Genomic DNA, 23,502 nt, shown 5'->3' with positions numbered 1-23,502 from the left:
CGCCGTCAGCCGACCGTGGTGCCGATCCCCTTGCCGATCATGAAGGTGATCCCGGCGGCGGCGATGCCGAAGACGAGCTGGCGCAGGCCGCTGCTCCACCAGGTGCGGTTGGTGAACCGGGCGGTCAGCGCACCGGCCACGAACAGCCCGATCGCGCCCGCCACCAGCGCCGGCCACAACGCCTGCGCCCCGAGCAGGTACGGCAGCAGCGGCACCAGCGCGCCGATCGAGAAGCACACGAACGACGAGATCGCCGCGGTCCACGGGCTCGGCGTCTCGTGCGGGTCCACGCCGAGCTCCTCCTGCGCGTGTACCCGTACCGCCTGGTCGATGTCGCGCCCGACCGCGGTGGCGACCTCGTGGGCCAGTTCGGGCTCCAGTCCGCGCGCGATCCAGCGCTCGGCCAGCTCCCGGGCCTCGGCGGCCGGGTTGCGCTCCAGTTCCCGGCGCTCCTTGGCCACCTCGTGCTCGACCTGCTCGTTCGAGGTACGCACGCTGGTGTATTCGCCCAGGGCCATCGAGATCGCGCCGGCGACCAGCCCGGCGACACCGGTGAGCACGATGTTGCGCGCGCCGACCCCGCCGCCGCCCACACCCGCGATCAGTGCGATGTTGGTGACCAGGCCGTCCATCGCGCCGAACACCGCGGCGCGCAGCCAGCCGCCGGAGACGTCGGCGTGGTGCGCCTCGTCGTGTGCCGCCGGGACGGCATCCGCGTCGCGCAACGGCCGCCGACCGGCGCCGGGCACCATGCCGGGGGCCAGTCGCAGGCCCGTGGTCGATTCCTCCGGGGTGTCTGTCACGTACCTGCTCCTAGGGAAGCGTCAGAATCTCACACCCATCTTCGGTCACGACCAGTGTGTGCTCGAACTGGGCGGTCCACTTACGGTCCTTGGTCACGATCGTCCAGCCGTCGCGCCACATCTCGTACTCATGCGTACCGAGGGTGATCATCGGCTCGATGGTGAAGGTCATCCCGGGCTGCATGACGGTGGTGAGCTGCGGGTTGTCGTAGTGCGGGATGTAGAGGCCGGAGTGGAACGTCTCGCCGATGCCGTGGCCGGTGAAGTCGCGCACCACGCCGTAGCCGAAGCGCTTGGCGTACGACTCGATGACGCGCCCGATCACGCTGATCGGCCGGCCGGGGGCGACGGCCTTGATGCCGCGCATCATCGCCTCGTGCGTGCGCTCCACCAGCAGGCGCACCTCCTCGGAGACGTTCCCGACGCAGAACGTGGCGTCGGTGTCACCGTGCACGCCGTGGATGTACGCGGTCACGTCGACGTTGATGATGTCGCCGTCCTCGATCACCGTCGAGTCCGGGATGCCGTGGCAGATGACCTCGTTCAGCGAGGTGCAGCAGGACTTGGAGAAGCCCTTGTAGCCGAGCGTCGAGGGGTAGGCGCCGTGGTCGCAGAGGAACTCGTGGACCACCCGGTCGATCTCGTCGGTGGTGACGCCCGGCTTGCAGTGCTCGCCGGCGAGCTGGGTCGCCTGAGCGGCGAGACGCCCGGCTATCCGCATCTTCTCGATCGTCTCCGGGCTCTGGATGTCGGAGCCACGGTGTGGTTTCGGCCCCTTGCGTCCGACGTATTCCGGGCGCTCGATGTGTGACGGCACCTGCCGCCAGGGGGACTGCTTACCGGGGGTCAGCGGGGCACGGACGGTCATGTCCACCAGACTATCCGCAGGCCGGCCGCATCGACCGGTGCCATCACACCCGGCGCGGCAGCCGGGCCACCGGGCGTGGCAGGCGGCGGGTCAGGGGGTCAGGGCGGGCAGGCCGTCCACGCTGGCGGCGTTGCGGGTCGCGTGATACCTGGCGAGCTCCTCGTCGGTCTTGCGGCCGTTGTGGCGGGTCAGCAGGTCGCGGTCGCCGACGTACTCCATGAGCGGCACCGCGTACCCGCAGGAGTCGCTCACCCGGGTCACGTCCACGGCGATGATCGAGCGCAGGCCGGGCTGCGGCGGCTCGGCGAACTCCGTCACGAGCGCGGCGAAGCCGGGGTCGGCCGGGCGCACCACCTCACCGTGGCCGTGCAGGCGGACGACCTTGGGCGGCCCGTCGAAGGCACAGAACATCAGCACGATCCGGCCGTTGTCCCGCAGGTGGGCGATCGTCTCCGCCCCGCTGCCGGTGTAGTCGAGATAGGCCACCCGACGGTCACCGAGGACCGTGAAGCAGCCGGTCAGCCCCTTCGGCGAGAGGTTGACGTGGCCCTCGGCACCGCTGGGTGCGGTCGCCACGAAGAACACTCTCTGGGCCAGCAGGAAATCGCGCAGCCGGTCGTCGATCGCCTCATACACCTTGCCCATACGGGCATGATCCCAAGCCGGCCGCCCGTTGCCCAGGGAATGTCATCCCGCGGACAGCGCGGCCGCCACGGCCACCAAGGCCACGAAGAGCCGCAGGTCGGCGGTCTCCTCCGGGTGCCACTGCACGCCGACGACGAACGTCCGGTCCGGATCCTCGACGGTCTCGATCAATCCGTCCTCCGGGCACCACCCGGTGGGTCGCAGCCGCCCGGCGTCCCGGACCCCCTGGTGGTGGAAGGAGTTGACCACGACCGACCCCCCGAGGATCCGGTGACACGCGCTGCCCGGTACCAGGTTCACCGGATGCTCACCGAACCTGGGGCCGCTGACCGGCCGGTGGTTGTCGTGGCCGAACACCTCCGGCAGGTGCTGGTGCAGCCGGCCGCCGTACACCACGGTCAGCAACTGCATCCCCCGGCAGATACCGAGGACCGGCAGGTCGGCGTCGAGCGCCGCCCGCAGGAGCAGCAGCTCGGCGGCGTCCCGCTCCGGTTTGACATAGCTCGTCGGGTGCGGCGGCTCCCCGTAGAGCGCCGGGTCGACGTCGGAGCCGCCGGTGAAAATGATCGCATCCAGGCCGTCGAGCGCGTCGACGTCGGGCGCGTCGGGGGTGATGAGGACCGCGCGGCCGCCACTGGCGTGCACGGACCGGACGTACGACAGCGGCAGGACCGCGGCGACCGTGTCGTTGAGCCCGAACCGGGCCTCCTCCGCGTACGTCGTCAGTCCGATCACGGGTCGCCCCATGCCGGTCAACCTCTCACAGCGGGGTGACGTACGCACCGGTGATACCGCCGTCCACCACGAACGCCGCGGCGGTCATGAACGAGGCGTCGTCGCTGGCCAGGAACGCCACCGCCGCCGCGATCTCGGACGGCTCGGCGAACCGCCCCATCGGTACGTGTACCAGCCGGCGGGCCGCCCGCTCGGGGTCGGACGCGAACAGCTCCCGCAGCAGCGGGGTGGAGACCGGGCCCGGGCACAGCGCGTTGACCCGGATCCCCTCCCGGGCGAACTGGACCCCCAGTTCGCGGGTCATCGCGAGCACCCCGCCCTTGCTCGCGGTGTACGCGATCTGCGACGTCGCCGCCCCCATCAGCGCGACGAAGCTCGCGGTGTTGATGATCGATCCCTTACCCTGCCGGCGCATGTGCGGCAGGACGTACCTGCAGCACAGGTACACGCTGGTGAGGTTGACCCGGTGCACCCGTTCCCAGGCGTCCAGCCCGGTCGTGAGGATGGAGTCGTCGTCGGGCGGCGAGATACCGGCGTTGTTGAACGCCACGTCCACCCGCCCGTACCGGTCGGCCACGCCGTCGAAGAGCCCGGCCACCGACGCCTCGACCGACACGTCGCACGCGACGAACTCGCCGCCGACCTCCTTGGCCGCCGCCTCGCCGGAGGCCGCGTCCAGGTCGGCGACGACCACCTTCGCGCCCTCCGCGGCGAACCGGCGGGCGGTGGCCAGCCCGATGCCGCTGCCGCCTCCCGTGACCACGGCCACCCGGTCCCGCAACCGATCCACTGGGCCCTCCCCTATCCCGTGATCCTGAAGGATTTTCCGTGCTGGGACACGGAAAATCCGTCAGGATCATGATTCCGTCGAGATGAAGACGTTCTTGATGTCGGTGAAGGAGGCCAGGGCGTCGGGGCCGAGTTCGCGGCCGAGGCCGGACTGTTTCATGCCGCCGAACGGCGTCCAGTAACGCACCGAGGAGTGCGAGTTGACGCTCAGGTTGCCCGACTCCACCCCCCGGGCCACCCGGATCGCCCGGCCGACGTCCCGGGTCCAGATCGAGCCGGACAGGCCGTACTCGGTGTCGTTGGCGATCCGGACGGCGTCGGCTTCGGAATCGAACGGCAGCACGGAGACGACCGGGCCGAAGACCTCCTCCCGCCAGTGCGGTTCCCGGCCGTCGCGGGCGAGCAGGACGGTCGGCGGGTACCAGAAACCGCGGCCGTCGGGTGCGGAGCCACGGAACGCCACCTCGGCACCGTCCACGTAGGAGGCGACGACGTCCCGCTGCCGGGCCGAGATCAGCGGGCCCATCTGCGCCGACTCGTCGGCCGGGTCGGTGACCCGGAACGCCGTGACGGCCGGCTCCAGCAGTTCCAGGAAGCGGTCGTACACGGCCGCCTCGACCAGGATGCGTGAGCGCGCGCAGCAGTCCTGGCCGGCGTTGTCGAAGACCCCGGCGGGCGCGGCCGCGGCGGCGGCCGCCAGGTCGGCGTCGGCGAACACGATGTTGGCGCTCTTGCCGCCCAGTTCCAGGGTCACCCGCTTCACCTGGTCGGCGCAGCCGGCCATGATCTGCCTGCCGACCTCGGTGGAGCCGGTGAAGCAGACCTTGCGGACGCCTGCGTGGGTGACGAACCGCTGCCCCACCACCGAGCCCTTGCCGGGCAGGACGGTGAAGACGCCCTCCGGGATGCCCGCCTCGAGGGCCAGTTCGGCCAGGCGCAGCGCGGTCAGCGGGGTCAGCTCGGCGGGCTTGAGCACGACGGTGTTGCCGGCGGCCAGTGCCGGCGCGAACCCCCAGCCGGCGATCGGCATCGGGAAGTTCCACGGCACGATCACCCCGACCACGCCGAGCGGCTCGTGGAACGTCACGTCGAGGCCACCCGGTACCGGGATCTGCCGGCCGGACAGCCGCTCCGGCGCGCCGGCGTAGTAGTCGAGCACGTCGCGGACGTTGCCGGCCTCCCACCGGGCGTTGCCGACGGTGTGCCCGGAGTTGCGCACCTCCAGGCCGGCCAGCTCGTCGAGGTGCGCGTCGACGGCGGCGGCGAACCGGCGCAGCAGCCGGGCCCGGTCGCCCGGCGCCACCGCCCGCCACGACTCGAACGCCCGCGCGGCCCGGTCGATCGCGGCGTCGGTGGCCTGCGGCCCCGTCGCCTCGACGTCCGCGACGACCTCCTCGGTCGCCGGGTTGATCACCTTCATGGCCTACAACCTCTCGAAGCCGCGGTAGAGCTCCCAGTCGGTGACGGCCGCGTCGAAGGCGGCCACCTCCACCCGCGCGGCGTTGGCGTAGTGCGCGACCACGTCGTCGCCGAACGCCTGCCGGGCGACCTTTCCCGACTCCCACAGCCGTGCCGCCTCGCGCAGCGTGCCGGGTACCCGCGGCGCGGTGTCGTCGGCGTAGGCGTTGCCCACGAACGCGTCCTCGAGTTCGAGGGCGTTCTCCACGCCGTACCGCACCCCGGCGGCGATCGCGGCGATGGCCAGGTACGGGTTGACGTCGCCGCCCGGTACCCGGTTCTCGAAGCGCAGCGCGTGCGGGGCATGGCCGACCACGCGCAGCGCGCAGGTGCGGTTGTCGGTACCCCAGCGCACCGCCGTCGGGGCGAACGAGCCCGGCTGGAACCGCTTGTACGAGTTGATGTTCGGCGCGTACAGCAGGGTGAACTCCCGCATCGTCGCGAGCACCCCGGCGAGCGCCTGTTTCATCAGCGTCGACATGCCGTGGCCGTCGCCGAAGAGCGGCTCACCGGTGTCCGAGCGCAGCGAGAAGTGGATGTGGCAGGAGTTGCCCTCGCGCGCGTTGGGCTTGGCCATGAAGGTCAGCGCCATGCCCTCCTGCGCGGCGATCTCCTTCGCCCCGTTCTTGTAGACGGCGTGGTTGTCGGCGCAGGTGAGTGCGTCGGCGTACCGGAAGGCGATCTCGTGCTGGCCGAGGTTGCACTCGCCCTTGGCGCTCTCCGGGGCCAGCCCGGCGCCGGCCATCTCGCGCCGGATGCGGCGCAGCAGCGGCTCGACCCGGGCCGTGCCGAGCAGCGAGTAGTCCACGTTGTACAGGTTGGCCGGTGTCAGGTCGCGGTACCCGGTGCGCCAGGCGTCCTCGTAGGAGTCGCGGTAGGCGACGAACTCCAGTTCGGTGCCGGTGTACGCGACCAGCCCGTGCGCGCGCAGCAGCGCCAACTGGTGGCGCAGGATCTGGCGGGGCGAGGCGGCGACCGGGGCGCCGTCGAACCAGGTCAGGTCGGCCAGGACCAGGGCGGTGCCGGGCTGCCAGGGTGTCCGGCGCAGGGTGTCGAAGTCGGGCACCAGCGCGAAGTCTCCGTACCCGTTCGACCAGCTCGACATCGCGTAGCCGTCGACGGTGTTCATGTCGACGTCGACGGCCAGCAGATAGTTGCAGCCTTCACTGCCACCGGGTACGACCTCGTCCAGGAAGTGCTGGGCGTGGAACCGCTTGCCCTGCAGCCGTCCCTGCATGTCGGTGGCGGCGAGGGCGACCGTGTCGATCGTGGACTCGGCGACGGCGACGCGCAGCTCCTCGAGCGTGAGCATCCAGCCTCACCCCAATCAAAGGACTAATAGCGAACCATTAACTGAGCAGGCCGCGCAAGAGCGTCGCGGTCGCGTCGCAGTGCTCCTCCATGGCGGTACGGGCCCCGGCCGGGTCGCCGGCCAGGATCGCGGAGACGATCCGGGCATGCTGGGCGTCGGAGTGGTCGAGGTTGCGGCTCAGCACCGGGATCGCCGCGAGCAGCCGGTCCAGACGCAGCTGCACGTCGGCCACGGCCTGGGCGACCGACGGCGACCCGCTCGCCGCGGCGATCGCCAGGTGCAGCCGGGAGTCGGCGGTACGCCGTACGCCTGAGTCCCGGTCCCGCGACGCGGCCAGGCAGCCCACCAGGTGCGCCCGGTCGGCGGCCGACAGCGCGCGGGTGGCCGCGAGCATCGCCGCTCCCGGTTCGAGTACCCGCCGGAAGTCCAGCGCGTCGTGCAGCGTCTCGCCCATCTCGCGGGCCAGGACCGCCGCGTCCGGACGGTCCTGGTCCGCGCCGGCGGACACCACGAACGTGCCGCCGGCCCGGCCCCGCCGCGACTCGAGGTAGCCGGCCTCGCGCAGCGCCCCGATCGCCTGGCGCAAGGTCACCCGGCTGACCCGCAGCTTCTCGGCCAGTTCGCGCTCCGGCGGCAGCCGCTCCCCCGCAGCGACCATGCCGAGCCGGATCGCCTGCGCCAGCCGCGCCACCGTGATCTCGAAGGCATTGCCGCCCCGCACCGGCCGCCACACCGGCATACCGGTCCCGTCCCCCGCCTGCTCCGGCATCGGCCTCCTCCTTCGCGCGCCGCGGACCGGCCGGTCCCGGGACGCTCGCCCCGGCGGCGGCGCCCACCGGACCGGCCCCCCTCACCGCTCGGCCGGTGCCGCCGGCCCGGCCGGTGCGTCGACGAGGTGGCGCGGCCCGGTGAACCAGGCCCGGGCTCCGAGGATCCACCACAGCCCGGCGCCGAGCAGCACGACCCCCACCGCCACGATCGTGTAGTTGAAATTCTCCAACTCGATCGGGCTGGCCGTCGGGAGCACGAACAGGACGCAGATGACCGCCACCCAGACGATCGCGGTCCAGCCGACCAGGCCGCTCCACCGGCCGAGGTGCCACGGGCCGGGCTGGAAGTCGGGATTGCGCAGCCGCAGGTACACCGGGGCCACGTAGGCGATGTACAGGCCGATCACCGCGATCGACGTGACCGCCAGGTACGCGGTGGTGTTCACCAGCGACGGCAGTACCAGCACCGTCGAGCAGGCCACGCACAGCCAGATCGAGTTGGTGGGCGTACCCGTGCGGGGGTTGACCCGCTTCCACAGCCGCGAACCGGGCAGCGCGCCGTCGCGGGCGAAGGCGTACGACATCCGGGAGTTCGCCGTCACCGACGCCATGCCGCAGAAGAACTGCGCGACGACGCAGACGAACAGCAGGAGCTTGCCGGGCGCGGGACCGGCCGCGTCGATGAAGATCTGCGCCGGTGGCAACCCGAGCGGGGTGGCCGCCTCGGCGTCGTAGTCCTGGATCGACCAGGTGATCGCGAACAGCAGGAAGAATCCGGCGACCACGGACACGACCACCGACGCCACGATGCCGCGCGGCGCGCTGCGCGCCGCGTCGTGGGTCTCCTCCGCCACGTGCGCGCTGGCGTCGTAGCCGGTGTACGTGTACTGCGCCATCAGCAGGCCGATCAGCACGGCGTAGACCGTCGCCCCGCCGAAGGTGAACCCGGTGGCGTTCCTGACTTCGAAGAACACCTCCGGAACCGGCTTGTGCTGATCGGGTACGACCGCGAGGACGCCGACGATCACCGCGACCCCGACGAGGTGCCACCAGGCACTCACGTCGGAGAGGATCTTGACCAGGTTGACGCCGAACGTGTTGAGCAGGCCGTGCGCGACGATGATCACGATGAAGGCGCCGAACACGCTCCACTTGGTGACCTCGACGCCGGTCGTCAGGCTCAGGAACGCCATCGTCGTGGTGGCGGCACCGAAGTCGATGGCCGCCGTCACGGCGACCTCGCCGAGGAAGTTGAACCAGCCGACGAACCAGGCCCAGGCGGCGCGGTTGCGCCGGGCCAGGGCGCTGGCCCACCAGTACAGCGCGCCCGCCGTCGGGTAGGCGGAGCAGACCTCGGCCATGGCCAGCGCGACCAGGGTGACCATGCCGCCGACGAAGAGCCAGCCGAGAGTGATCGACAGCGGGCCACCGGCGTTCATGGCGATGCCGTACGAGGTGATCGCACCGGCCAGGATCGAAATGATCGAGAACGAGACCGCGAAGTTGGAGAAGGTGGACAGCCGGCGCCGCAGTTCCTGCTTGTACCCCAGGCGGGCGAGCAGGGCCTCGTCGGCATCGTCGGTGGCCGGTGCCACGGCCGGCTCGGGAGCGGTGGCGCTCATCGGCGACTCCTCATGAAGGTGAGGGCAGTGGCACGTGTCACTGCGCATCCGATGATTCGTCAGCATCGATGCACTGTCAACGGATCCCGATCAGGCAAGTGGGTCCGCATCAGACCTTTTAGAGGTCCAGCGACGGCGGCAGTCGCAGCGGGATGGCGTCGACGACCCGGCCGGTGGTGAACCGGGGTCCAGTCAATGCGTGACGCGATGCCCGGACCCGTCGGTTACATACTGTGACTGCGGGTCCACACCGAGGAGGTGCCGTGACTTGTGGATGAAGAGTGGTTTGCTGCGGGCACGCGAACGAGCTTGAGTCTCCGGTAAGGGGAGGCCTGAAGGTGAGGGCATGGACGGCGGCACGCTGTACTCGATCGGGGACCTGGCCCGGCGGACTGGACTGACGGTCAAGGCCATCCGGTTCTACTCCGACTGCGGACTCGTGCCGCCGACTATCCGCAGCCCGGCCGGCTACCGTCGCTACGGCATCGATGCGGTCGCACGCATAGACCTCGTGCGAACATTGCGCGACCTTGGGCTGGACCTTCCGACGATTCGGAAAGTCCTGGACCGGGAGACCTCGCTTCCCGAGGTCGCCGCAGCACACGCCGAAGCGCTGGAGGTGCAGATCCGGACGCTGCGCCTGCGCCGCGCAGTGCTGATGGCGGTGGCCAAGCGCGGGTCGACCCCTGAGGAGATGGATCTCATGCACACGTTGGCCAAACTCTCCGAGGAGGAACGTCGCCGCCTGATCGGCACCTTCCTCGACACCGCCTTCGGCGGCCTGGACGCCTGCCCCGAATTCGTCGGGATCAGGCGTTCGCTGACCCCCGAACTACCCGACAATCCCGAGCCCGAGCAGGTCGAGGCATGGGTCGAGCTGGCCGAACTGTCTCAGGACCTCGATTTTCGCGCCAGCACGCGGCGAATGGCTGAGCAGTATGCGGCCGAGCACGCCCAGGACAGCGCCATGGGCGTGCGTCGTGACGCTGTCGCGATCGTCCGCGATCAGGCCGGCGCAGCCCTGGCCGCCGGCATCGACCCCGCCTCGCCTCGGGCTGAGTCAGTGGTCGTGTCGGTCATGGCTCATTATGCGCACGCCGTAGGCCGCTCCGACGATGTCGCCCTTCGGCGTCGGCTGCTGACCCAGCTGCAGACCGCGAACGACCCTCGCAGGGAGCGCTACCTTCAACTGCTCTCAGTGATCAACGGCTGGTCGGCCCCGGAAAGCCTGGCACCGATGCTCGACTGGTTCATCCAGGCGTTGCGTGTCCGGCTACCGGGGTAGCGGACCGATCAGTGCCGCGTCGCGCCGGTAGGCGGCGCGGCGTTCCTGCTGCGGGCGATCCCATTCGCTCACGTTGTCTCCCGACGTGCAGTCGCCGTACCCCCGGGGCCGGCGCGGGGTTCGGGCTTGCGCACCTTGAATCTGGCGATGTTCTTGGTCGTGGTCCGGGCAACCTCGCCGATCAGCCGGTCGCCGTGGTAACCACGGCAGCGGCGGTCAGAACAGCACGGTGGCGAACGTGCCGGCCCGGCGGAACCCGCAGCGGTCGTAGACCCGGCGGGCGGGCTCATTGAAGTCGTTGACGTAGAGCGTCACGGTCGGCGCCACCCGGCGCAGGGCGTCCCGCACGACCGCCGCCATGCCCGCCGTCGCCAGGCCCTGACCGCGCCACCGGGGTGCCGTCCACACCCCCTGCACCTGGGCGGTGTGCGGGGTGATCACCGCCAGCTCCGCCTTGAAGGCCACCTGGCCGTCGATGAACCGGGCGTACGCCCGGCCGCCGCGGACCAGGTCGCGCACCCGGTTGCGGTAGCCGTCGTCGCCCTCGACGACCGGCGAGACACCCACCTCCTCGGTGTACATCGCCACCGCGGCCGGGTAGAGCAGGTCCACCTCGCGTGGCTTCACCAGGCGCACCTGCGGGTCCGGCGCCACCGGCGACGGCTCGGCCGTGACCAGCAGCGGCTGGCACTCGCGGACGTCCCGGGCCTCGCCCCACACCGGACGCAGGCGCTGCCACATCCGCAAGACGGCGGCGGCGTCCCCCACGATCGACGAGCAGGTCCGCATCTCCGCCGAGACCAGGTCGGCGAAGGCGTCGGCCGCGGCCGTACCCGCGTGCACCGGGATCAGGTTTGCGCCGAGCCAGCACAGCGCCTCGAGCTGGTGGCGGGCGCCGTAGCCGAAGATCCGTGCCTCCTGCCGGCGGCGCGACAGACCGGCGAGCGCGACCCGCTCGGCGACCTGGGCGCCGGTGTACGGCTCAAGATCGAGGACCCGCTCGGCGGCACGGCGGTCGACGTCACCGAGCAACCGGACGGGCACCGTGAGCATGTGCTCCAGCGTGCCAGATCGCTTCGTCCGATAGGAGGGCGCCGGTCGGATTTCCGGGCGTCGGGCCCGGACCCGACGGCCGGGGCGCCACGGACGCGGGTCTCGCCACGCGGCGGTGCCCCGAATGGACTGTGCCCTCACCACGCGACGGTGCCCGGAAAGGACGGTGTCCCGGAAAGGACGTGCCCCCGGAAAGCGTGCTTTCCGGGGGGCACCTTTGCGGTTCAGGTCAGTGCACGGTCACCGACGGAGCCAGGCCGCGCAGCTCCTCCGGCAGCTCGGCGCCCATCTCCTCGGCCAGCCGGAGCGCCTCCTCGATCAGGGTCTCCACGATCTGCGACTCCGGCACGGTCTTGATGACCTGTCCCTTGACGAAGATCTGGCCCTTGCCGTTGCCGGACGCGACGCCGAGGTCGGCCTCCCGGGCCTCACCGGGGCCGTTGACGACGCAGCCCATGACGGCGACCCGCAGCGGCACCGGCAGCCCCTCCAGGCCCGCGGTGACCTCCTCGGCGAGGGTGTACACGTCGACCTGGGCCCGCCCGCACGACGGGCACGAGACGATCTCCAGACCACGGTCGCGCAGGCCGAGCGACTCCAGGATCTGGGTGCCGACCTTGACCTCCTCCACCGGAGGCGCGGACAGCGAGACCCGGATGGTGTCGCCGATCCCCTCGGCCAGCAGCGCGCCGAACGCGACCGCCGACTTGATGGTGCCCTGGAACGCCGGCCCGGCCTCGGTCACGCCCAGGTGCAGCGGGTAGTCGCAGCGCTCAGCGAGCTGCCGGTACGCCTGGATCATGACGACCGGGTCGTTGTGCTTGACCGAGATCTTGATGTCGCGGAAGCCGTGCTCCTCGAACAGCGAGCACTCCCACAGCGCCGACTCGACCAGTGCCTCCGGCGTCGCCTTGCCGTACTTGGCCAGCAGCCGCTTGTCCAGCGAGCCGGCGTTGACGCCGATCCGGATGGGGACACCCGCGTCGGACGCCGCCTTCGCGATCTCCTTGACCTTGTCGTCGAACTGCCGGATGTTGCCCGGGTTGACGCGCACCGCGGCACAGCCGGCGTCGATCGCCGCGAAGACGTACTTCGGCTGGAAGTGGATGTCGGCGATGACCGGGATCTGAGACTTCTTCGCGATCGCCGGGAGCGCCTCGACGTCGTCCTGGCTCGGCACGGCGACCCGGACGATCTGGCAGCCCGCCGCGGTGAGTTCGGCGATCTGCTGGAGCGTGGCGTTGACGTCCGCGGTGAGCGTCGTGGTCATCGACTGGACGCTGACCGGCGCGCCACCGCCGACCGGCACCGGACCGACCATGATCTGCCGGCTCTTCCGACGCGGGGCGAGTGGCTGCGCAGGGGCGGACGGCATACCGAGATTAATAGCGGTCACGATGCTCTCACTTGGGAAGGGTGATGGGGTTGACGACGTCGGCGGTCATGGTCAGGACCACGAAGACGCCGAGGACCGAGATCACCGCGAGGGTGATCGGCGTCAGCTTCATGTAGTCGACGCGACCGGGGTCGGGACGACCCCGCCGCACGGCTATCCACGAACGGACCCGCTCGTACCAGGCGATCGCGATGTGACCGCCGTCCATCGGCAACAGCGGCAGCAGGTTGAAAATGCCGAAGAACAGGTTGAGCACGGCGAACAGGCTGAGCACGCTCACCCAGTCGCCGACCGAGATCAGCTCACCGCCGATCCGGCTGGCGCCGACCACGCTGACCGGGGTGTTCGGGTCACGCTCGGCGCCGAAGATCGACTTCACCAGCGCCGGGATCTTCTCCGGTATCTGCTTGAGCGACTCGAAGGTCAGCACGACCGTACGGCCCATCTGACTACCCGCCTCGCCCACGGCCGAAACCGGGCCGACCGTGGTCAGCGGCATCGCGGCCGTGACGCCGAGCATGCCGGCGCGCTCCAGGTCGGCGTCGGTGATCTGGTCGGCCGTCTTGGGTCCGATGTTCTCCTTGAGCCGCAGGACGGCCGGGATGGCGACCGTGGCGGTGTGGCTCTCGCCGTCCCGGGTGTACGTGATCTTCGCGTCCTGGCCGCCCATCCGCTGCACCACCTGGCGCATCTCGGCGTAGGTCGAGATCTTCTCCCCGTTGATCGAGGTGATCACGTCACCGCGCCGCAGCCCCGCCTTCGCCGCCGGACTGGCCGGGTCGGTGCCGGGCTTGCAGGCCGCCTGCTGCTTGGTCTGCGGGTCGATCTTGAAGTCGCTGACGCAGGACGAGACCGAACCGACCGTCGCCGGCGAGGTACCGATCCGGTCCGGGTCGGGCACACCGATGAAGGCGAAGAGTGCCCACAGCGCCACGAACGCGAGGATGAAGTGGGTGATCGAGCCGGCGGACATGACGACCGTGCGCTTCCACACCGGGAAGCGCCACATCGCCCGCTTCTCGTCCCCGGGCTCGACGTCGTCGTCCTGCGGGGTCATCCCGACGATCTTGACGAAACCACCCAGTGGCAGCGCCTTGACCCCGTACTCGGTCTCACCGCGCCGGAACGAGAACAACGTCGGCCCGAAGCCGACGAAGTAGCGGGTGACCTTCATGCCGAATGCCTTGGCCGTACCCATATGACCGGCCTCGTGCAGGCAGACCGATATCAGGATGCCGAGGGCGAAGACGACGATCCCGAAAACCAGCGCCATCAGGCTCCTTCCACCGCCGCGATGAGGTCGCGGGCACGCGAACGCGCCCACGACTCCGCCGCGAGCACGTCCTCGACGGTACCCGGTTCCGCAAAATCCGGTGAATCATCCAGCACCCGGGCGACCGTATCGACGATCGCGAGGAACGGCAGGCGGTGCGCCACGAACGCGGCCACGCACTCCTCGTTGGCGGCGTTGTAGATCGCCGGCCGGCACCGGCCGGCCCGCCCCGCCGCCTTGGCCAGCGCGACCGCCGGGAACGCCTCGGCGTCGAGCGGAGACAGCTCCCAGGTGTGCGCCCGCGTCCAGTCGACCGCCGGCGCCGCCGCCGGGACCCGGTCCGGCCAGCCGAGGGCGAGCGCGATCGGCAGCCTCATGTCCGGCGGGCTGCACTGGGCCAGGGTCGACCCGTCGGTGAACTCGACCATGGAGTGAATCACCGACTGCGGGTGGACCATGACCTCGATCCGGTCGTACCCGACGCCGAACAGCTCGTGCGCCTCGATCACCTCGAGCGCCTTGTTGACCATGGTGGCGCTGTTGATCGTGACGACCGGGCCCATGTTCCACGTCGGGTGCGCCAGCGCCTGTTCGGGTGTCACGCCGGCCAGCTCTTCGCGCCGGCGCCCTCGGAAGGGTCCCCCGCTCGCCGTCAGCACCAGCCGGGCCACCTCGTCGGCGCGCCCGCCGCGCAGGCATTGCGCGAGCGCCGAGTGCTCCGAGTCGACCGGCACGATCTGGCCGGGCCGGGCCGCGTCCCGCACCAGGGAACCACCCGCCACCAGGGACTCCTTGTTGGCCAGCGCAAGGGTACGGCCGGCGCGCAGCGCCGCGAGGGTCGGCGCGAGGCCGAGCGAGCCGACGACGCCGTTGAGCACCACGTCGCACGGCCACTCGGCGAGTTCGGCCATCGCGGTGGGGCCGGCGAGGATCTTGGGGATCCGGAAGTCCCCGGTCGCGTACCCCCGCTTGCTGGCCTCGGCGTAGAACGCCAGTTGCAGGTCCTGCACGGCGCTCGATTTCGCCACCCCGACGACCTCGACGCCCAGTTCGAGCGCCTGCGCGGCGAGCACCTCGACGTTGCCGCCACCCGCACCGAGACCCACCACCCGGAACCGGTCGGGGTTGCGCCGGACGATGTCGACGGCCTGGGTGCCGATGGAGCCGGTCGAGCCGAGCAGCACGATGTCACGGGGGCTGGTCACCGGTTCATTGTCCCTGATGAGGCAGACCGGCCGCGGTGAGGATCTCGGGAAGAACCCGCACCGCGTCGCCAGGTCACCGTCTGAACGCGTTCCGGCCACGGCGGCCCGATCAGAATCTGTCGAAGCGGGCGGTAGGGCGAGACCGCGTCGAGCCGCCGGCGCAGCTCCCTGTCCAGCGACACGTCGAACTCGACCCGCATCCTCGACCTCCCCGGGTCAGTGGAGCGTTGATCTTACGGACGCGATGCCCCGCCGCGCCCGCGGGTCACCGTCCACGAGGCAACGTACCCATGATCAGCCTTGCCGGGCTAGCCGGCGGTGAGCCGGAACGCCTCCACCTCGACGCCGTACCAGCGGGTCGTACGACCCAGCGGGGTCATGCCCAGCCGCCGGCACACCGCCATCGACGGCTCGTTGTCCGGGCGGACCACGGCGTACACCTCGGTCAGGCCCGAGGCGAACCCGCGCTCGACCGCGCCGCGCGCGGCCTCGGTCGCGTACCCGTGACCCCACGAGTCCGGGTGCAGGTGCCAGCCGACCTCCACCTCGCCGTCGCCGCCGGGCAGGGGCGTGAACAGCACCGAACCCACGACGCGCGGCTGCGGTCCTCGCGAGCTGCGGTCCTCGCCCGGCGCGGAACCGGCGGCCACTCCGCCGTCGCGGACCTCGATCGCCCAGCACCCGTACCGGTCGTCCCGCGCGGTGAACTCGGCCCACCGCTTGGCGACCGCCGCCGCCTCGGCCCGGTCGGCCATGGCCCGTGGCTGTGCGCCGAGCCAGCGCGCGACGTCCCACTGCGAGTAGATCGCGAACACCCGGTCGACGTCGGCCGGCTCGTCGGTCCACGGCCGCACGGCCAGCCGGTCGGTGACGTACAAGGGTTTCACTCGGCTTCCTCGCCCGATGCCTTGCCGCGAGCGTCGAGGACGGCCGCCTCCTCCGGGGTCGGCGCCGTACCGCCGAGGTGTGCCGGCTGCCACCACCCGTCCGCGGGCCCTTCGGGCTTTTCCGGGTACTCCCGCTGCGCCCGGTCCAGCAGCGCGGTCATCCTCGTCCGCAACTCGGCCATCACCTCGTTGCCGTTGTCGCGGGGACCCGGCCGCAGCGGTTCGCCGATCAGGATCGAGATCGGCAGGTGCCGGCGGGTGAGCGTGCGGGGCCGGCCCTTGGTCCACAGCCGCTGGGTACCCCACACCGCCATCGGGATCAGCGGTACCCGGGCGGCCGCCGCCATCCGCGCGGCGCCGGACTTCATCTCCTTGATGGTGAACGACCGGCTGATCGTCGCCTCCGGGAAGACGCCGACGACCTCGCCGCCCTTCAACGCGTTCAACGCCTGCCGGTAGGAGCCCAGCCCGGCGGCGCGGTCCACCGGGATGTGTTTCATGCCACGCATGAGAGGACCGGAGACCCGGTTACGGAAGACCGACTCCTTGGCCATGAACCGCACCAGCCGCTTGGCCGGGTGCGCTCCCAGGCCACAGAAGATGAAATCGAGGTAGCTGACGTGGTTGCTGGCGAGGACCGCGCCCCCGGTACGGGGGACGTTTTCGGCGCCTTCGACCCGGATACGCAGGTCGAGGAGCCGGAACATCGTCTTGGCCGCGACGATGACTGGCGGGTACACGATCTCCGGCATGACTAGACGCTACCGGACCGTCCGACCTCGGGCATTCGAACCACGCGGCCCCGGCTCCGCGGTCGCCGCGCGCCCGGCCCGGCCCGCGCGCCGACCCGGCGTGCGCTGGCCGCCACCGTTGCCGGCCCGGCCACCGCTACCGGCGCCGTTGCCGCCGCCGGGGTTACCGCCGCCGTTGCCGCCGCCGTTGCCGCCGCCGGGGTTACCGCCGCCGTTGCCGTTACCGCCCCGACCCCGGCGCCGTGCCCCGGCCGCCGGCTGTGCCTGCGGCTGCACCGGAACCGGCAGGGTCACCGGTACACCCGACGGCGTACGGGCACCGGTGATCTCCGCCAGCTCGGAGCCACCCGGCCGGACCCGTACCGATCGTGCCGCGACACCGGCGGTCCTGAGCAGCCGCTCCAGGTCCTGGCGCTGCTCGGGTAGGACGAGGGTCACGACGGTGCCGGTCTCGCCCGCCCGTGCCGTCCGCCCGCCCCGGTGCAGGTAGTCCTTGGCCTCGGTCGGCGGGTCCACGTTCACGACCAGGTCCAGCCCGTCGATGTGGATGCCGCGGGCGGCCACGTCCGTGGCGATCAGCGCGGTGACCACGCCGGTGCGGAACTGCTCGAGGGTACGGGTGCGCTGCGGCTGGGACTTCCCGCCGTGCAGGGCCGCGGCGGGTACCCCGGCCGCCAGCAACTGCCGGGCCATCCGGTCCGCCCGGTGCTTGGTACCCATGAACATGATCACACGGCCGTCACGCGCCGCGATCGAGGCGACAGCGTCCTGCTTGTCGGCCAGGTCGACGTGCAGGACGTGGTGCGCCATGGTGGTGACCGCCGCGGCGGGCGGGTCCACGCTGTGCGTGACCGGATCGACCAGGAACCGACGGACCAGGCGGTCGATGTTGCTGTCGAGCGTGGCGGAGAACAGCATCCGCTGGCCGCCCGGCCTGACCTGGTCCAACAGCCTGGTGACCTGCGGCAGGAAACCCATGTCGGCCATCTGGTCGGCCTCGTCGAGAACGGTGACGGCGACCTCGGCGAGCCGGCAGTCGCCCCGCTCGATCAGGTCGTTCAGCCGTCCCGGCGTGGCCACCAGCACCTCGACGCCACGGCGCAGCTCGTCGATCTGCCGCCCGATCGACACGCCCCCGAAGACCGTCGCCACCCGCAGGTCGACCGCCGCGGCGTAGGGCGCGAGCGACGTGCTGACCTGCTGGGCCAGTTCCCGGGTCGGTACCAGGATCAGCGCGAGCGGTTGGCGCGGCGCCGCCCGGCGCCCGGCGGTACGGGCCAGCAACGGCAGCCCGAACGCGATGGTCTTGCCCGAACCGGTCCGGCCCCGGCCGAGGACGTCCCGCCCGGCCAGCGAGTCCGGCAGGGTGGCCGCCTGAATCGGGAACGGGGTCCGCAGCCCCTGCCGGTCGAGGACCTCCAGCAGGGCGGTCGGCAGCGGCAGTTCGCCGAACGTCCGGGCGACGGCCGTCGGGGCCGGTGTGGCCGGCGCGGCAGGGGCGGTCCTGGCGGGCGCGGTCGGCGCGCTCTGCGCGCGCTTGACGGGCGCGGTCGGCGCGCGCTTGACGGACGCGGTCTGCCCGTTCGTGGCAGCCATCGGTGTCGTGACCGAACGGCGACGCCGTCCGTCGGTACGGGATGGGTCGGATCGTCTCAAGGAACAACCTTCCTCGCGTGCGGCGCGTGTCGAGGAAGGCCCGGGAGCCGTTCGCGGCCCGGAGCTCACCGGAACGAGCCGAGGGTGAAGCCGGCCGGCGACAGCGCCGGTCGGATCGAAAGCCATGCGCACCGCGGCGGGCCGTACACACCGCGGGTCGTGCACACCGCAGCGGGGCCGCGGGTCGTGCACACCGCAGCGGGCCGCGCTTTCCGGCACGGCCCGCCGCGGTGTCTACGCGACCGTGTCTACGCGACCGTCAGATCGCGGACACGAACGTCAGATGACAGCTCAGATGACGCGGATGTTCTCGGCCTGCGGGCCCTTGCGGCCCTGCCCGACCTCGAACTCGACGCGCTGGTTCTCCTCCAGCGTGCGGAAGCCGTTCGACTGGATCGCCGAGAAGTGAGCGAAGATGTCGTCGCCGCCTTCGTCGGGCGCGATGAAGCCGAAGCCCTTTTCCGCATTGAACCACTTGACGGTACCCACAGCCATGTCTTTCTCCTTCACGGGCTGATGGCGGGATCCACACGTCGCAGATCCCATTCGCCGCAATGCGCACCCGATCCGGAAAACAAGCCCGGGTAAACCAAAAGCGCCTGTGCCAGGATCTCACAGGCGCCTACACAGTTTCTGGGAACCACAATCGCAACGCCAGCCACGCTAGCACAACGGACGTGTGCGGCGACCGGAACCGGTGATACGCCCGGTGTGACGAACGACGTCTGTGACGAACGCGGTCAGGTCAGCGACGTCACCGGACGAACGACGCCACACCGGGCGGGGCAGCTCTCGACTAGGGGGCCGGCTGCGCCTCCGGCGCCGGCTCGTCGGCGCGCCGCGCCCGGACCTTGTGCCCGACGCTGGTCAGGCACTTGCCGCTGGCGAGGTCGAACTTCCAGCCGTGCAGCTGGCAGGTGAGCACCCCGTCGTCGATCTTGCCGAACCGGGTGAGGTCGGCCTTGAGGTGCGGGCAGCGGCGCTGCACCACCCAGCCACCCAGGGTGACGTCCTCGGCGTCGGTGGTCCGCTCGTGCTCGTCGTACCAGCCCTCGGCGTACTGCAGCCGCTCCTCGGACAGGCACTTGAAGAACGCGTAGATGAACTCGTTGTACTGGCCGATGCGCGCCGCCGAGAACCGGCACGACAGGAACAGCGAGTTGACCCAGTCGCCCTCGTCGACGTAGATCAGGTGCTCGATCAGCTCCCGCTGGGTGCGGAACCGGTAGCGGACCTTTTCATCGGTGTACGGCCGGACCTCCTTGCCGAGGAAGTCCACCACGATGGATTCGACGCTCTCGCCGTCGTAACTGACCAGGTCGAAGCGGACCGGCCCGCCCACACCCTTGGCCAGGTAGATCGACTCTTCCAGCAGCGGCTCGATACGCTGCTTCAGCGCCGCCAGGACGTCGATCTCCGGGTGCCGCCAGGTCGCCTTCTCCGCCTCGATGATCGGCCGCTTCCGCTCGCGCATCTGTTCGAGGTACGGCTTCTTGTCGGCGAAGAACTCGCGCACGTCCGGCACCGGGTGGGTGACCTTGCAGTCGTCGGCGGTCAGCTCGGCGACCGTGCCCGGCAGCAGGATCACCTCGTTGTCGCGGCCCATCTCCCGGTACCGGTCGGAGAACCACTGCTGGTCGGGGAAGATGTTGCCCTCGTCGCCGAAGATGTCGTTGAACTGCCACAGCTCGTCGTCAAGGAAGCACGGCGGGCCGGCGATCGGGAACACGTACGACGCCTTCAGGTCGTCGATGTAGCGGATCGTGCGGTCGAGTTGGCGGTCGCGCTTCTGCTTACCGAACGCCCGCTTGGCCGACTCCGGCAGTTCGTAGACCATCGGGTACCAGATCGCGCCGGAGAACTGCAGCATGTGCGCGTGCACGTGGCCCAACTCGGCGAAGACCGACAGGTCGGCCGGGCGGGCATCGTTCTGGTTGAGCACGCGGATCCCGTTGTGCTCCACCCACAGCGACGAGTCGCCGATCGGGCCGTCGGTCGGCGAGATCAGCGCCTGGATCATGATGTTGAGGCCGCCGTCGAGGGCGTGCACCTCGTTGCTCTTCGTCCGCAGGAAGCTGGTGAAGCCCAGGTCGCGCAACTCGTCCTCGAGCTGGCTGGTCGGGTACTCCGGCAGCAGCACCGTCGCCTTCTTGCTGACGAACCGCTTGAGATGCTCGGCGTCGAAGTGGTCGCGGTGCAGGTGCGACACGTACAGGTAGTCGACGTCGCCCAGGGTCTCCCAGTCCAGTTGAGAGTTGTCCGGGAAGGGGAACCACGACGCGAAGTACGCCGGGTTGACCCACGGGTCGCACAGGATACTCCCCGCCGGGGTGTCGATCCGCATGCTCGCGTGGCCTGTGCCGGTCAGTCGCACCGCGTGTCCCTCCCGCTCCTCGCGTCTGGCTCGTCGGCCCCGACGCTACCCGAGAAGCCCACCGCGAACCGAGTCCGGCCCCACACGTGCGTGTCCCCCGCGCCGTGCCGCGATCCGGGCATGCCAAACTAGCGCAAGCTGTTCGAGCACAGAGTGGAAGGACCCTGACGTGGCTGGGAACGAGCCGGTTCTCTCCCCTGACCAGCGCAAGCCGGTCAACCCGCGTAAGGCCCGGGTCGGCGCAGTCGTGGCCATCGTGGTCCTACTGCTCATGAGCATCGGTAACCACAAGGGCAACACCGAGAACTACTTCCTGTACGCCCTCGCCGGCCTGATCGTGCTGATGATGATCGGCGACTGGGTGCTGCGCCGCAACGGCCTGCGCGACTGATCCGTGGTAGCGCCCTGACGCAGGAGTCTTCTCCGGCGTCCGGGCGCTACCGCCGGCACCTCGGCCGGCGTCAGGGCGTTGCCGCCGGCGCCTTGGCCGGCGGAAGCGCCCAACCGACCTCGCCGTACATACGCACTTTCCAGTCCGGCGGCACCGAGTCGCGGCACATCTGCTCCGGGCCGGCGCACACGACCGCGTCGATGCGCTGGTAGTTCGGTTGGTGGTGCGGCAGCATCGAGTGCATCGCCAGCAGGTGACGGCCCCGCAGCAGCAACCACCACGGGTACTCCCAGGTGTCGTTGCTCTGGACGATCCCGACGTACTGCGCCCCTGACGCCCGGATCACGGCAGCCACCTGGACGTACTGGTCGGCCCATTCCGGGCGCGCGACGAACCGGCCGTGCCAGTTGTCGAGCACCAGCGCCGACTGGGAGCCGACGAGCCGTCGCGGCCACCCGTACAGCGCCGAGAGCGCACCGGCCACGCCGCCGACGACCAGGGTCACGGTGACGAACCCGGCGAGCAGCGCGGTACCGGTCGCACGCCGGCTCCGGGGTCCGACCTCCCCTGTCGCCACGGCCCGCGCCCGGCGCGCCCCGGCCGCCGTGAACACGGCCGCGAGCATCAGCCCCGCCAGCGGCGCCGCGAGGACGACCAGGTACAAAAACAGCCGGTTACCCCACGGCTGCCACTTGACCGTGCCGGTGTGCAGCGCCAGCCCCGCCAGGAGCACGCAGGCGTACGCCCGGCGCCGGCCCGCGGCGGCCCGCGCCGCACCGGCGAGCGCCGGCCTGACCAGGCAGACCACCGCGCCGACCATCATGATCAGCGCCTGGACCGGGTACGCCGCCTTGTCCTCGGACGGGTACCACACCTCCGCCGGGAATGTGGTGCGGTCGAACGTGATCCGCGGGTCGGACGGGTCGACCCCCAGGGTGCGGGCCAGCGCATCCACCCCGGCCGCCGTCCAGTCACTGAGCACCGGTACGGGCGTGTCGAGCAGCGACTGCGCCTGCCGGGCGCCGTTGACGACGAACGCCGCCGGGTCGTGGCGCTGCATCGTGATCGAGTTGCGCAGGTAGTCCGGTCCGAGCGGGTGGCCGAACTCGGCGTAGACCCGCCAGACGTACGGCCCGGTCACCGCCGCGATGATGGCCAGGACGACCAGCGTCGACGCCGCGAGCCCGGCGGCGGCGCGGACCGGGCGGCCGGCGCGGGCGCCCCGGCGCAGCCCGGCCAGTCCCCACCAGATCAGCAGCGGAGCGGCCGCGAACAGACCGGTCTGCTTGGTCAGCGCGATCAGCCCGGTCGCCAGGCCGAGCAGCACGACCGTGCCCGGCCCGGCGAGGGCGGCCGGTTCGGCGGCGGCATCCGGCCCGACAGCGTTGCCCGGGCCGGCGACGCTGCCCGGTCCGGCGGCGGAGGCGGGCACCCGGTGGCGGCCGCCCACGCTGTCGAGGATCAGGGTCGCCAGGCAGGCCACCCACCCCGCCGTCACCAGGTCGGTCTGGGTGCTGCTCGCCTCTAGGACCACCGCGGGCGCGCTGGCCAGCACGAACGCGGCCAGCAACTGGGCGCGCCGGCCCCCGCCGAGCTGCCGGGTCAGCCGGGTGACCGCCAGGACCGCGACCACCCCGGCCGACCACTGCAGCAGGCCGTACAGCGCGTCACCGCCGGTGAGCAGGCGCAGGTGGGTCAGCACGTACTCGGCCCCCGGCGCGTACGTGACCTGGCGGTGGATGCGGACCGGGTAGAACTCGACGTCGCCCTGCGCCACCCAGTGTTCGATCTTGGGAAGGTGGTAGGACTGCGAGTCGTACGTATTCGGCGGCGATGCGAGCGCGAGCAGCAACTCGGCCAGCAGCAGCCCGGCGACGACCACGGCAACGGTCCGCTCGCCACGGGTCAGGGCGTGCCAGCGCTCGACCACCAGGGGCCGCGGCTCGGCACCGCCCGGCCGGTCGCGCCGGTGCCGCCACCCGGCCGCCACGCCGGCGAGTACCAGCGCCAGCAGCCAGGCCGAGACCACCCCGGCCGTGGTGAGCCGGCGCAGCGCGGACAGCACCTCGACGCTCACGACGGCGTACCCGCCGGCGACCACGGCGGTACGGGCGAGCGTCAGTCGGCCGGCGGCCACGACCGGGTTACCGGGGCGCAGCGCGTACGCGAGAAGTGCGATGGTGCCCGCCGGGACGATGACCAGCGGGAGGAGCGGATTGTTCACTTGT

Annotated in this window: 21 protein-coding genes; 2 read left to right on the top strand and 19 right to left on the bottom strand. The window is 71.0% G+C overall.

The genetic code is table 11. The features are described from left to right. Positions 1-5: 5 nt before the first annotated feature. The 9 genes from ACNTMW_RS07510 to ACNTMW_RS07470 form a co-directional block, all read right to left on the bottom strand. Positions 6-752 carry a VIT1/CCC1 transporter family protein gene (locus ACNTMW_RS07510; protein WP_426632852.1) on the bottom strand — a complete coding sequence of 249 codons (747 nt, stop codon included), beginning with the start codon at positions 750-752 and terminating at the stop codon, positions 6-8. A 61-nt stretch (positions 753-813) separates the two neighbouring features. Beyond that, positions 814-1,671, bottom strand: coding sequence for a type I methionyl aminopeptidase (map, locus tag ACNTMW_RS07505; protein ID WP_426632678.1), 858 nt, complete (start codon positions 1,669-1,671; stop codon positions 814-816). Positions 1,672-1,761: 90 nt separating this feature from the next. After that, positions 1,762-2,316, bottom strand: coding sequence for a pyridoxamine 5'-phosphate oxidase family protein (locus ACNTMW_RS07500; protein WP_426632677.1), 555 nt, complete (start codon positions 2,314-2,316; stop codon positions 1,762-1,764). A gap of 42 nt (positions 2,317-2,358) precedes the next feature. Next, positions 2,359-3,063 (bottom strand): gamma-glutamyl-gamma-aminobutyrate hydrolase family protein, encoded by a 705-nt coding sequence (locus ACNTMW_RS07495; protein ID WP_426632676.1) that lies wholly within the window; start codon positions 3,061-3,063, stop codon positions 2,359-2,361. Between the two features lie 13 nt (positions 3,064-3,076). Further along, complete coding sequence (locus ACNTMW_RS07490) at positions 3,077-3,841, bottom strand: 3-oxoacyl-ACP reductase (protein WP_426632675.1); 765 nt, start codon at positions 3,839-3,841, stop codon at positions 3,077-3,079. A gap of 66 nt (positions 3,842-3,907) precedes the next feature. Beyond that, the gene (locus tag ACNTMW_RS07485) at positions 3,908-5,260 is read right to left on the bottom strand and encodes an aldehyde dehydrogenase family protein (RefSeq protein ID WP_426632674.1); all 1,353 of its coding nucleotides are present in this window, start codon (positions 5,258-5,260) and stop codon (positions 3,908-3,910) included. A gap of 3 nt (positions 5,261-5,263) precedes the next feature. Then, positions 5,264-6,610 (bottom strand): glutamine synthetase family protein, encoded by a 1,347-nt coding sequence (locus ACNTMW_RS07480; protein WP_426632673.1) that lies wholly within the window; start codon positions 6,608-6,610, stop codon positions 5,264-5,266. 37 nt (positions 6,611-6,647) lie between these two features. Further along, positions 6,648-7,379, bottom strand: a complete 732-nt coding sequence (locus ACNTMW_RS07475) for a FadR/GntR family transcriptional regulator (protein ID WP_426632672.1) — start codon at positions 7,377-7,379, stop codon at positions 6,648-6,650. 81 nt (positions 7,380-7,460) lie between these two features. Further along, complete coding sequence (locus tag ACNTMW_RS07470) at positions 7,461-9,002, bottom strand: amino acid permease (protein ID WP_426632671.1); 1,542 nt, start codon at positions 9,000-9,002, stop codon at positions 7,461-7,463. A gap of 346 nt (positions 9,003-9,348) precedes the next feature. Between ACNTMW_RS07470 and ACNTMW_RS07465 the strand changes: the two genes are divergently transcribed. Next, positions 9,349-10,287, top strand: a complete 939-nt coding sequence (locus ACNTMW_RS07465) for a helix-turn-helix domain-containing protein (RefSeq protein ID WP_426632670.1) — start codon at positions 9,349-9,351, stop codon at positions 10,285-10,287. 216 nt (positions 10,288-10,503) lie between these two features. Here ACNTMW_RS07465 and ACNTMW_RS07460 read toward each other — a convergent pair whose 3' ends face one another. The 9 genes from ACNTMW_RS07460 to ACNTMW_RS07420 all read right to left on the bottom strand — a co-directional run bounded on the left by ACNTMW_RS07460 (position 10,504) and on the right by ACNTMW_RS07420 (position 20,883). Beyond that, positions 10,504-11,340, bottom strand: coding sequence for a GNAT family N-acetyltransferase (locus tag ACNTMW_RS07460; RefSeq protein ID WP_426632669.1), 837 nt, complete (start codon positions 11,338-11,340; stop codon positions 10,504-10,506). Positions 11,341-11,569: 229 nt separating this feature from the next. Further along, the gene (gene ispG / locus ACNTMW_RS07455) at positions 11,570-12,736 is read right to left on the bottom strand and encodes a flavodoxin-dependent (E)-4-hydroxy-3-methylbut-2-enyl-diphosphate synthase (protein ID WP_426632668.1); all 1,167 of its coding nucleotides are present in this window, start codon (positions 12,734-12,736) and stop codon (positions 11,570-11,572) included. 7 nt (positions 12,737-12,743) lie between these two features. After that, the gene (locus ACNTMW_RS07450; protein ID WP_426632667.1) at positions 12,744-14,009 is read right to left on the bottom strand and encodes a M50 family metallopeptidase; all 1,266 of its coding nucleotides are present in this window, start codon (positions 14,007-14,009) and stop codon (positions 12,744-12,746) included. Continuing rightward, positions 14,009-15,214, bottom strand: coding sequence for a 1-deoxy-D-xylulose-5-phosphate reductoisomerase (dxr, locus tag ACNTMW_RS07445; protein ID WP_426632666.1), 1,206 nt, complete (start codon positions 15,212-15,214; stop codon positions 14,009-14,011). Before dxr ends, ACNTMW_RS07450 begins: the two co-directional genes overlap by 1 nt. Positions 15,215-15,522: 308 nt before the next feature. Further along, complete coding sequence (locus ACNTMW_RS07440; RefSeq protein WP_426632665.1) at positions 15,523-16,101, bottom strand: GNAT family N-acetyltransferase; 579 nt, start codon at positions 16,099-16,101, stop codon at positions 15,523-15,525. Beyond that, a complete protein-coding gene (locus ACNTMW_RS07435; protein WP_426632664.1) occupies positions 16,098-16,853 on the bottom strand; it encodes a lysophospholipid acyltransferase family protein in 756 nt (251 codons plus the stop codon). Before ACNTMW_RS07435 ends, ACNTMW_RS07440 begins: the two co-directional genes overlap by 4 nt. A gap of 9 nt (positions 16,854-16,862) precedes the next feature. Further along, complete coding sequence (locus ACNTMW_RS07430) at positions 16,863-18,296, bottom strand: DEAD/DEAH box helicase (protein WP_426632851.1); 1,434 nt, start codon at positions 18,294-18,296, stop codon at positions 16,863-16,865. Positions 18,297-18,800: 504 nt separating this feature from the next. Further along, a complete protein-coding gene (locus tag ACNTMW_RS07425; protein WP_426632663.1) occupies positions 18,801-19,004 on the bottom strand; it encodes a cold-shock protein in 204 nt (67 codons plus the stop codon). Between the two features lie 301 nt (positions 19,005-19,305). Next, a complete protein-coding gene (locus ACNTMW_RS07420; protein ID WP_426632662.1) occupies positions 19,306-20,883 on the bottom strand; it encodes a Rieske 2Fe-2S domain-containing protein in 1,578 nt (525 codons plus the stop codon). Positions 20,884-21,052: 169 nt separating this feature from the next. Here ACNTMW_RS07420 and ACNTMW_RS07415 point away from each other — a divergent pair, with 169 nt between their 5' ends. Then, positions 21,053-21,274, top strand: a complete 222-nt coding sequence (locus ACNTMW_RS07415) for a DUF2631 domain-containing protein (RefSeq protein ID WP_426632661.1) — start codon at positions 21,053-21,055, stop codon at positions 21,272-21,274. A gap of 70 nt (positions 21,275-21,344) precedes the next feature. On the opposite strand, the gene ACNTMW_RS07410 is transcribed toward ACNTMW_RS07415, so the two are convergent. Next, positions 21,345-23,498: a hypothetical protein gene (locus ACNTMW_RS07410; RefSeq protein WP_426632660.1), complete on the bottom strand. Its 2,154-nt coding sequence runs from the start codon at positions 23,496-23,498 to the stop codon at positions 21,345-21,347. Positions 23,499-23,502: the final 4 nt, after the last annotated feature.

It is taken from the genome of Planosporangium spinosum (assembly GCF_049999945.1).
GTDB lineage: Bacteria > Actinomycetota > Actinomycetes > Mycobacteriales > Micromonosporaceae > Planosporangium > Planosporangium spinosum.
The sequence above is the reverse complement of the archived record's forward strand: the minus strand, read 5'-3'. Positions and strand labels throughout refer to the sequence as shown.

Excerpts from the sequence above, each read along its gene's own strand:
- ACNTMW_RS07480 (WP_426632673.1), bottom strand. The coding sequence starts at position 6,610 with ATGCTCACGCTCGAGGAGCTGCGCGTCGCCGTCGCCGAGTCCACGATC.
- ACNTMW_RS07450 (WP_426632667.1), bottom strand. The coding sequence starts at position 14,009 with ATGGCGCTGGTTTTCGGGATCGTCGTCTTCGCCCTCGGCATCCTGATA.
- ACNTMW_RS07470 (WP_426632671.1), bottom strand. The coding sequence starts at position 9,002 with ATGAGCGCCACCGCTCCCGAGCCGGCCGTGGCACCGGCCACCGACGAT.
- map (WP_426632678.1), bottom strand. The coding sequence starts at position 1,671 with ATGACCGTCCGTGCCCCGCTGACCCCCGGTAAGCAGTCCCCCTGGCGG.
- ACNTMW_RS07465 (WP_426632670.1), top strand. The coding sequence starts at position 9,349 with ATGGACGGCGGCACGCTGTACTCGATCGGGGACCTGGCCCGGCGGACT.
- ACNTMW_RS07510 (WP_426632852.1), bottom strand. The coding sequence starts at position 752 with ATGGTGCCCGGCGCCGGTCGGCGGCCGTTGCGCGACGCGGATGCCGTC.
- ACNTMW_RS07495 (WP_426632676.1), bottom strand. The coding sequence starts at position 3,063 with ATGGGGCGACCCGTGATCGGACTGACGACGTACGCGGAGGAGGCCCGG.
- ACNTMW_RS07485 (WP_426632674.1), bottom strand. The coding sequence starts at position 5,260 with ATGAAGGTGATCAACCCGGCGACCGAGGAGGTCGTCGCGGACGTCGAG.
- ACNTMW_RS07460 (WP_426632669.1), bottom strand. The coding sequence starts at position 11,340 with ATGCTCACGGTGCCCGTCCGGTTGCTCGGTGACGTCGACCGCCGTGCC.
- ACNTMW_RS07425 (WP_426632663.1), bottom strand. The coding sequence starts at position 19,004 with ATGGCTGTGGGTACCGTCAAGTGGTTCAATGCGGAAAAGGGCTTCGGC.
- ACNTMW_RS07500 (WP_426632677.1), bottom strand. The coding sequence starts at position 2,316 with ATGGGCAAGGTGTATGAGGCGATCGACGACCGGCTGCGCGATTTCCTG.
- ACNTMW_RS07435 (WP_426632664.1), bottom strand. The coding sequence starts at position 16,853 with ATGCCGGAGATCGTGTACCCGCCAGTCATCGTCGCGGCCAAGACGATG.
- ACNTMW_RS07475 (WP_426632672.1), bottom strand. The coding sequence starts at position 7,379 with ATGCCGGAGCAGGCGGGGGACGGGACCGGTATGCCGGTGTGGCGGCCG.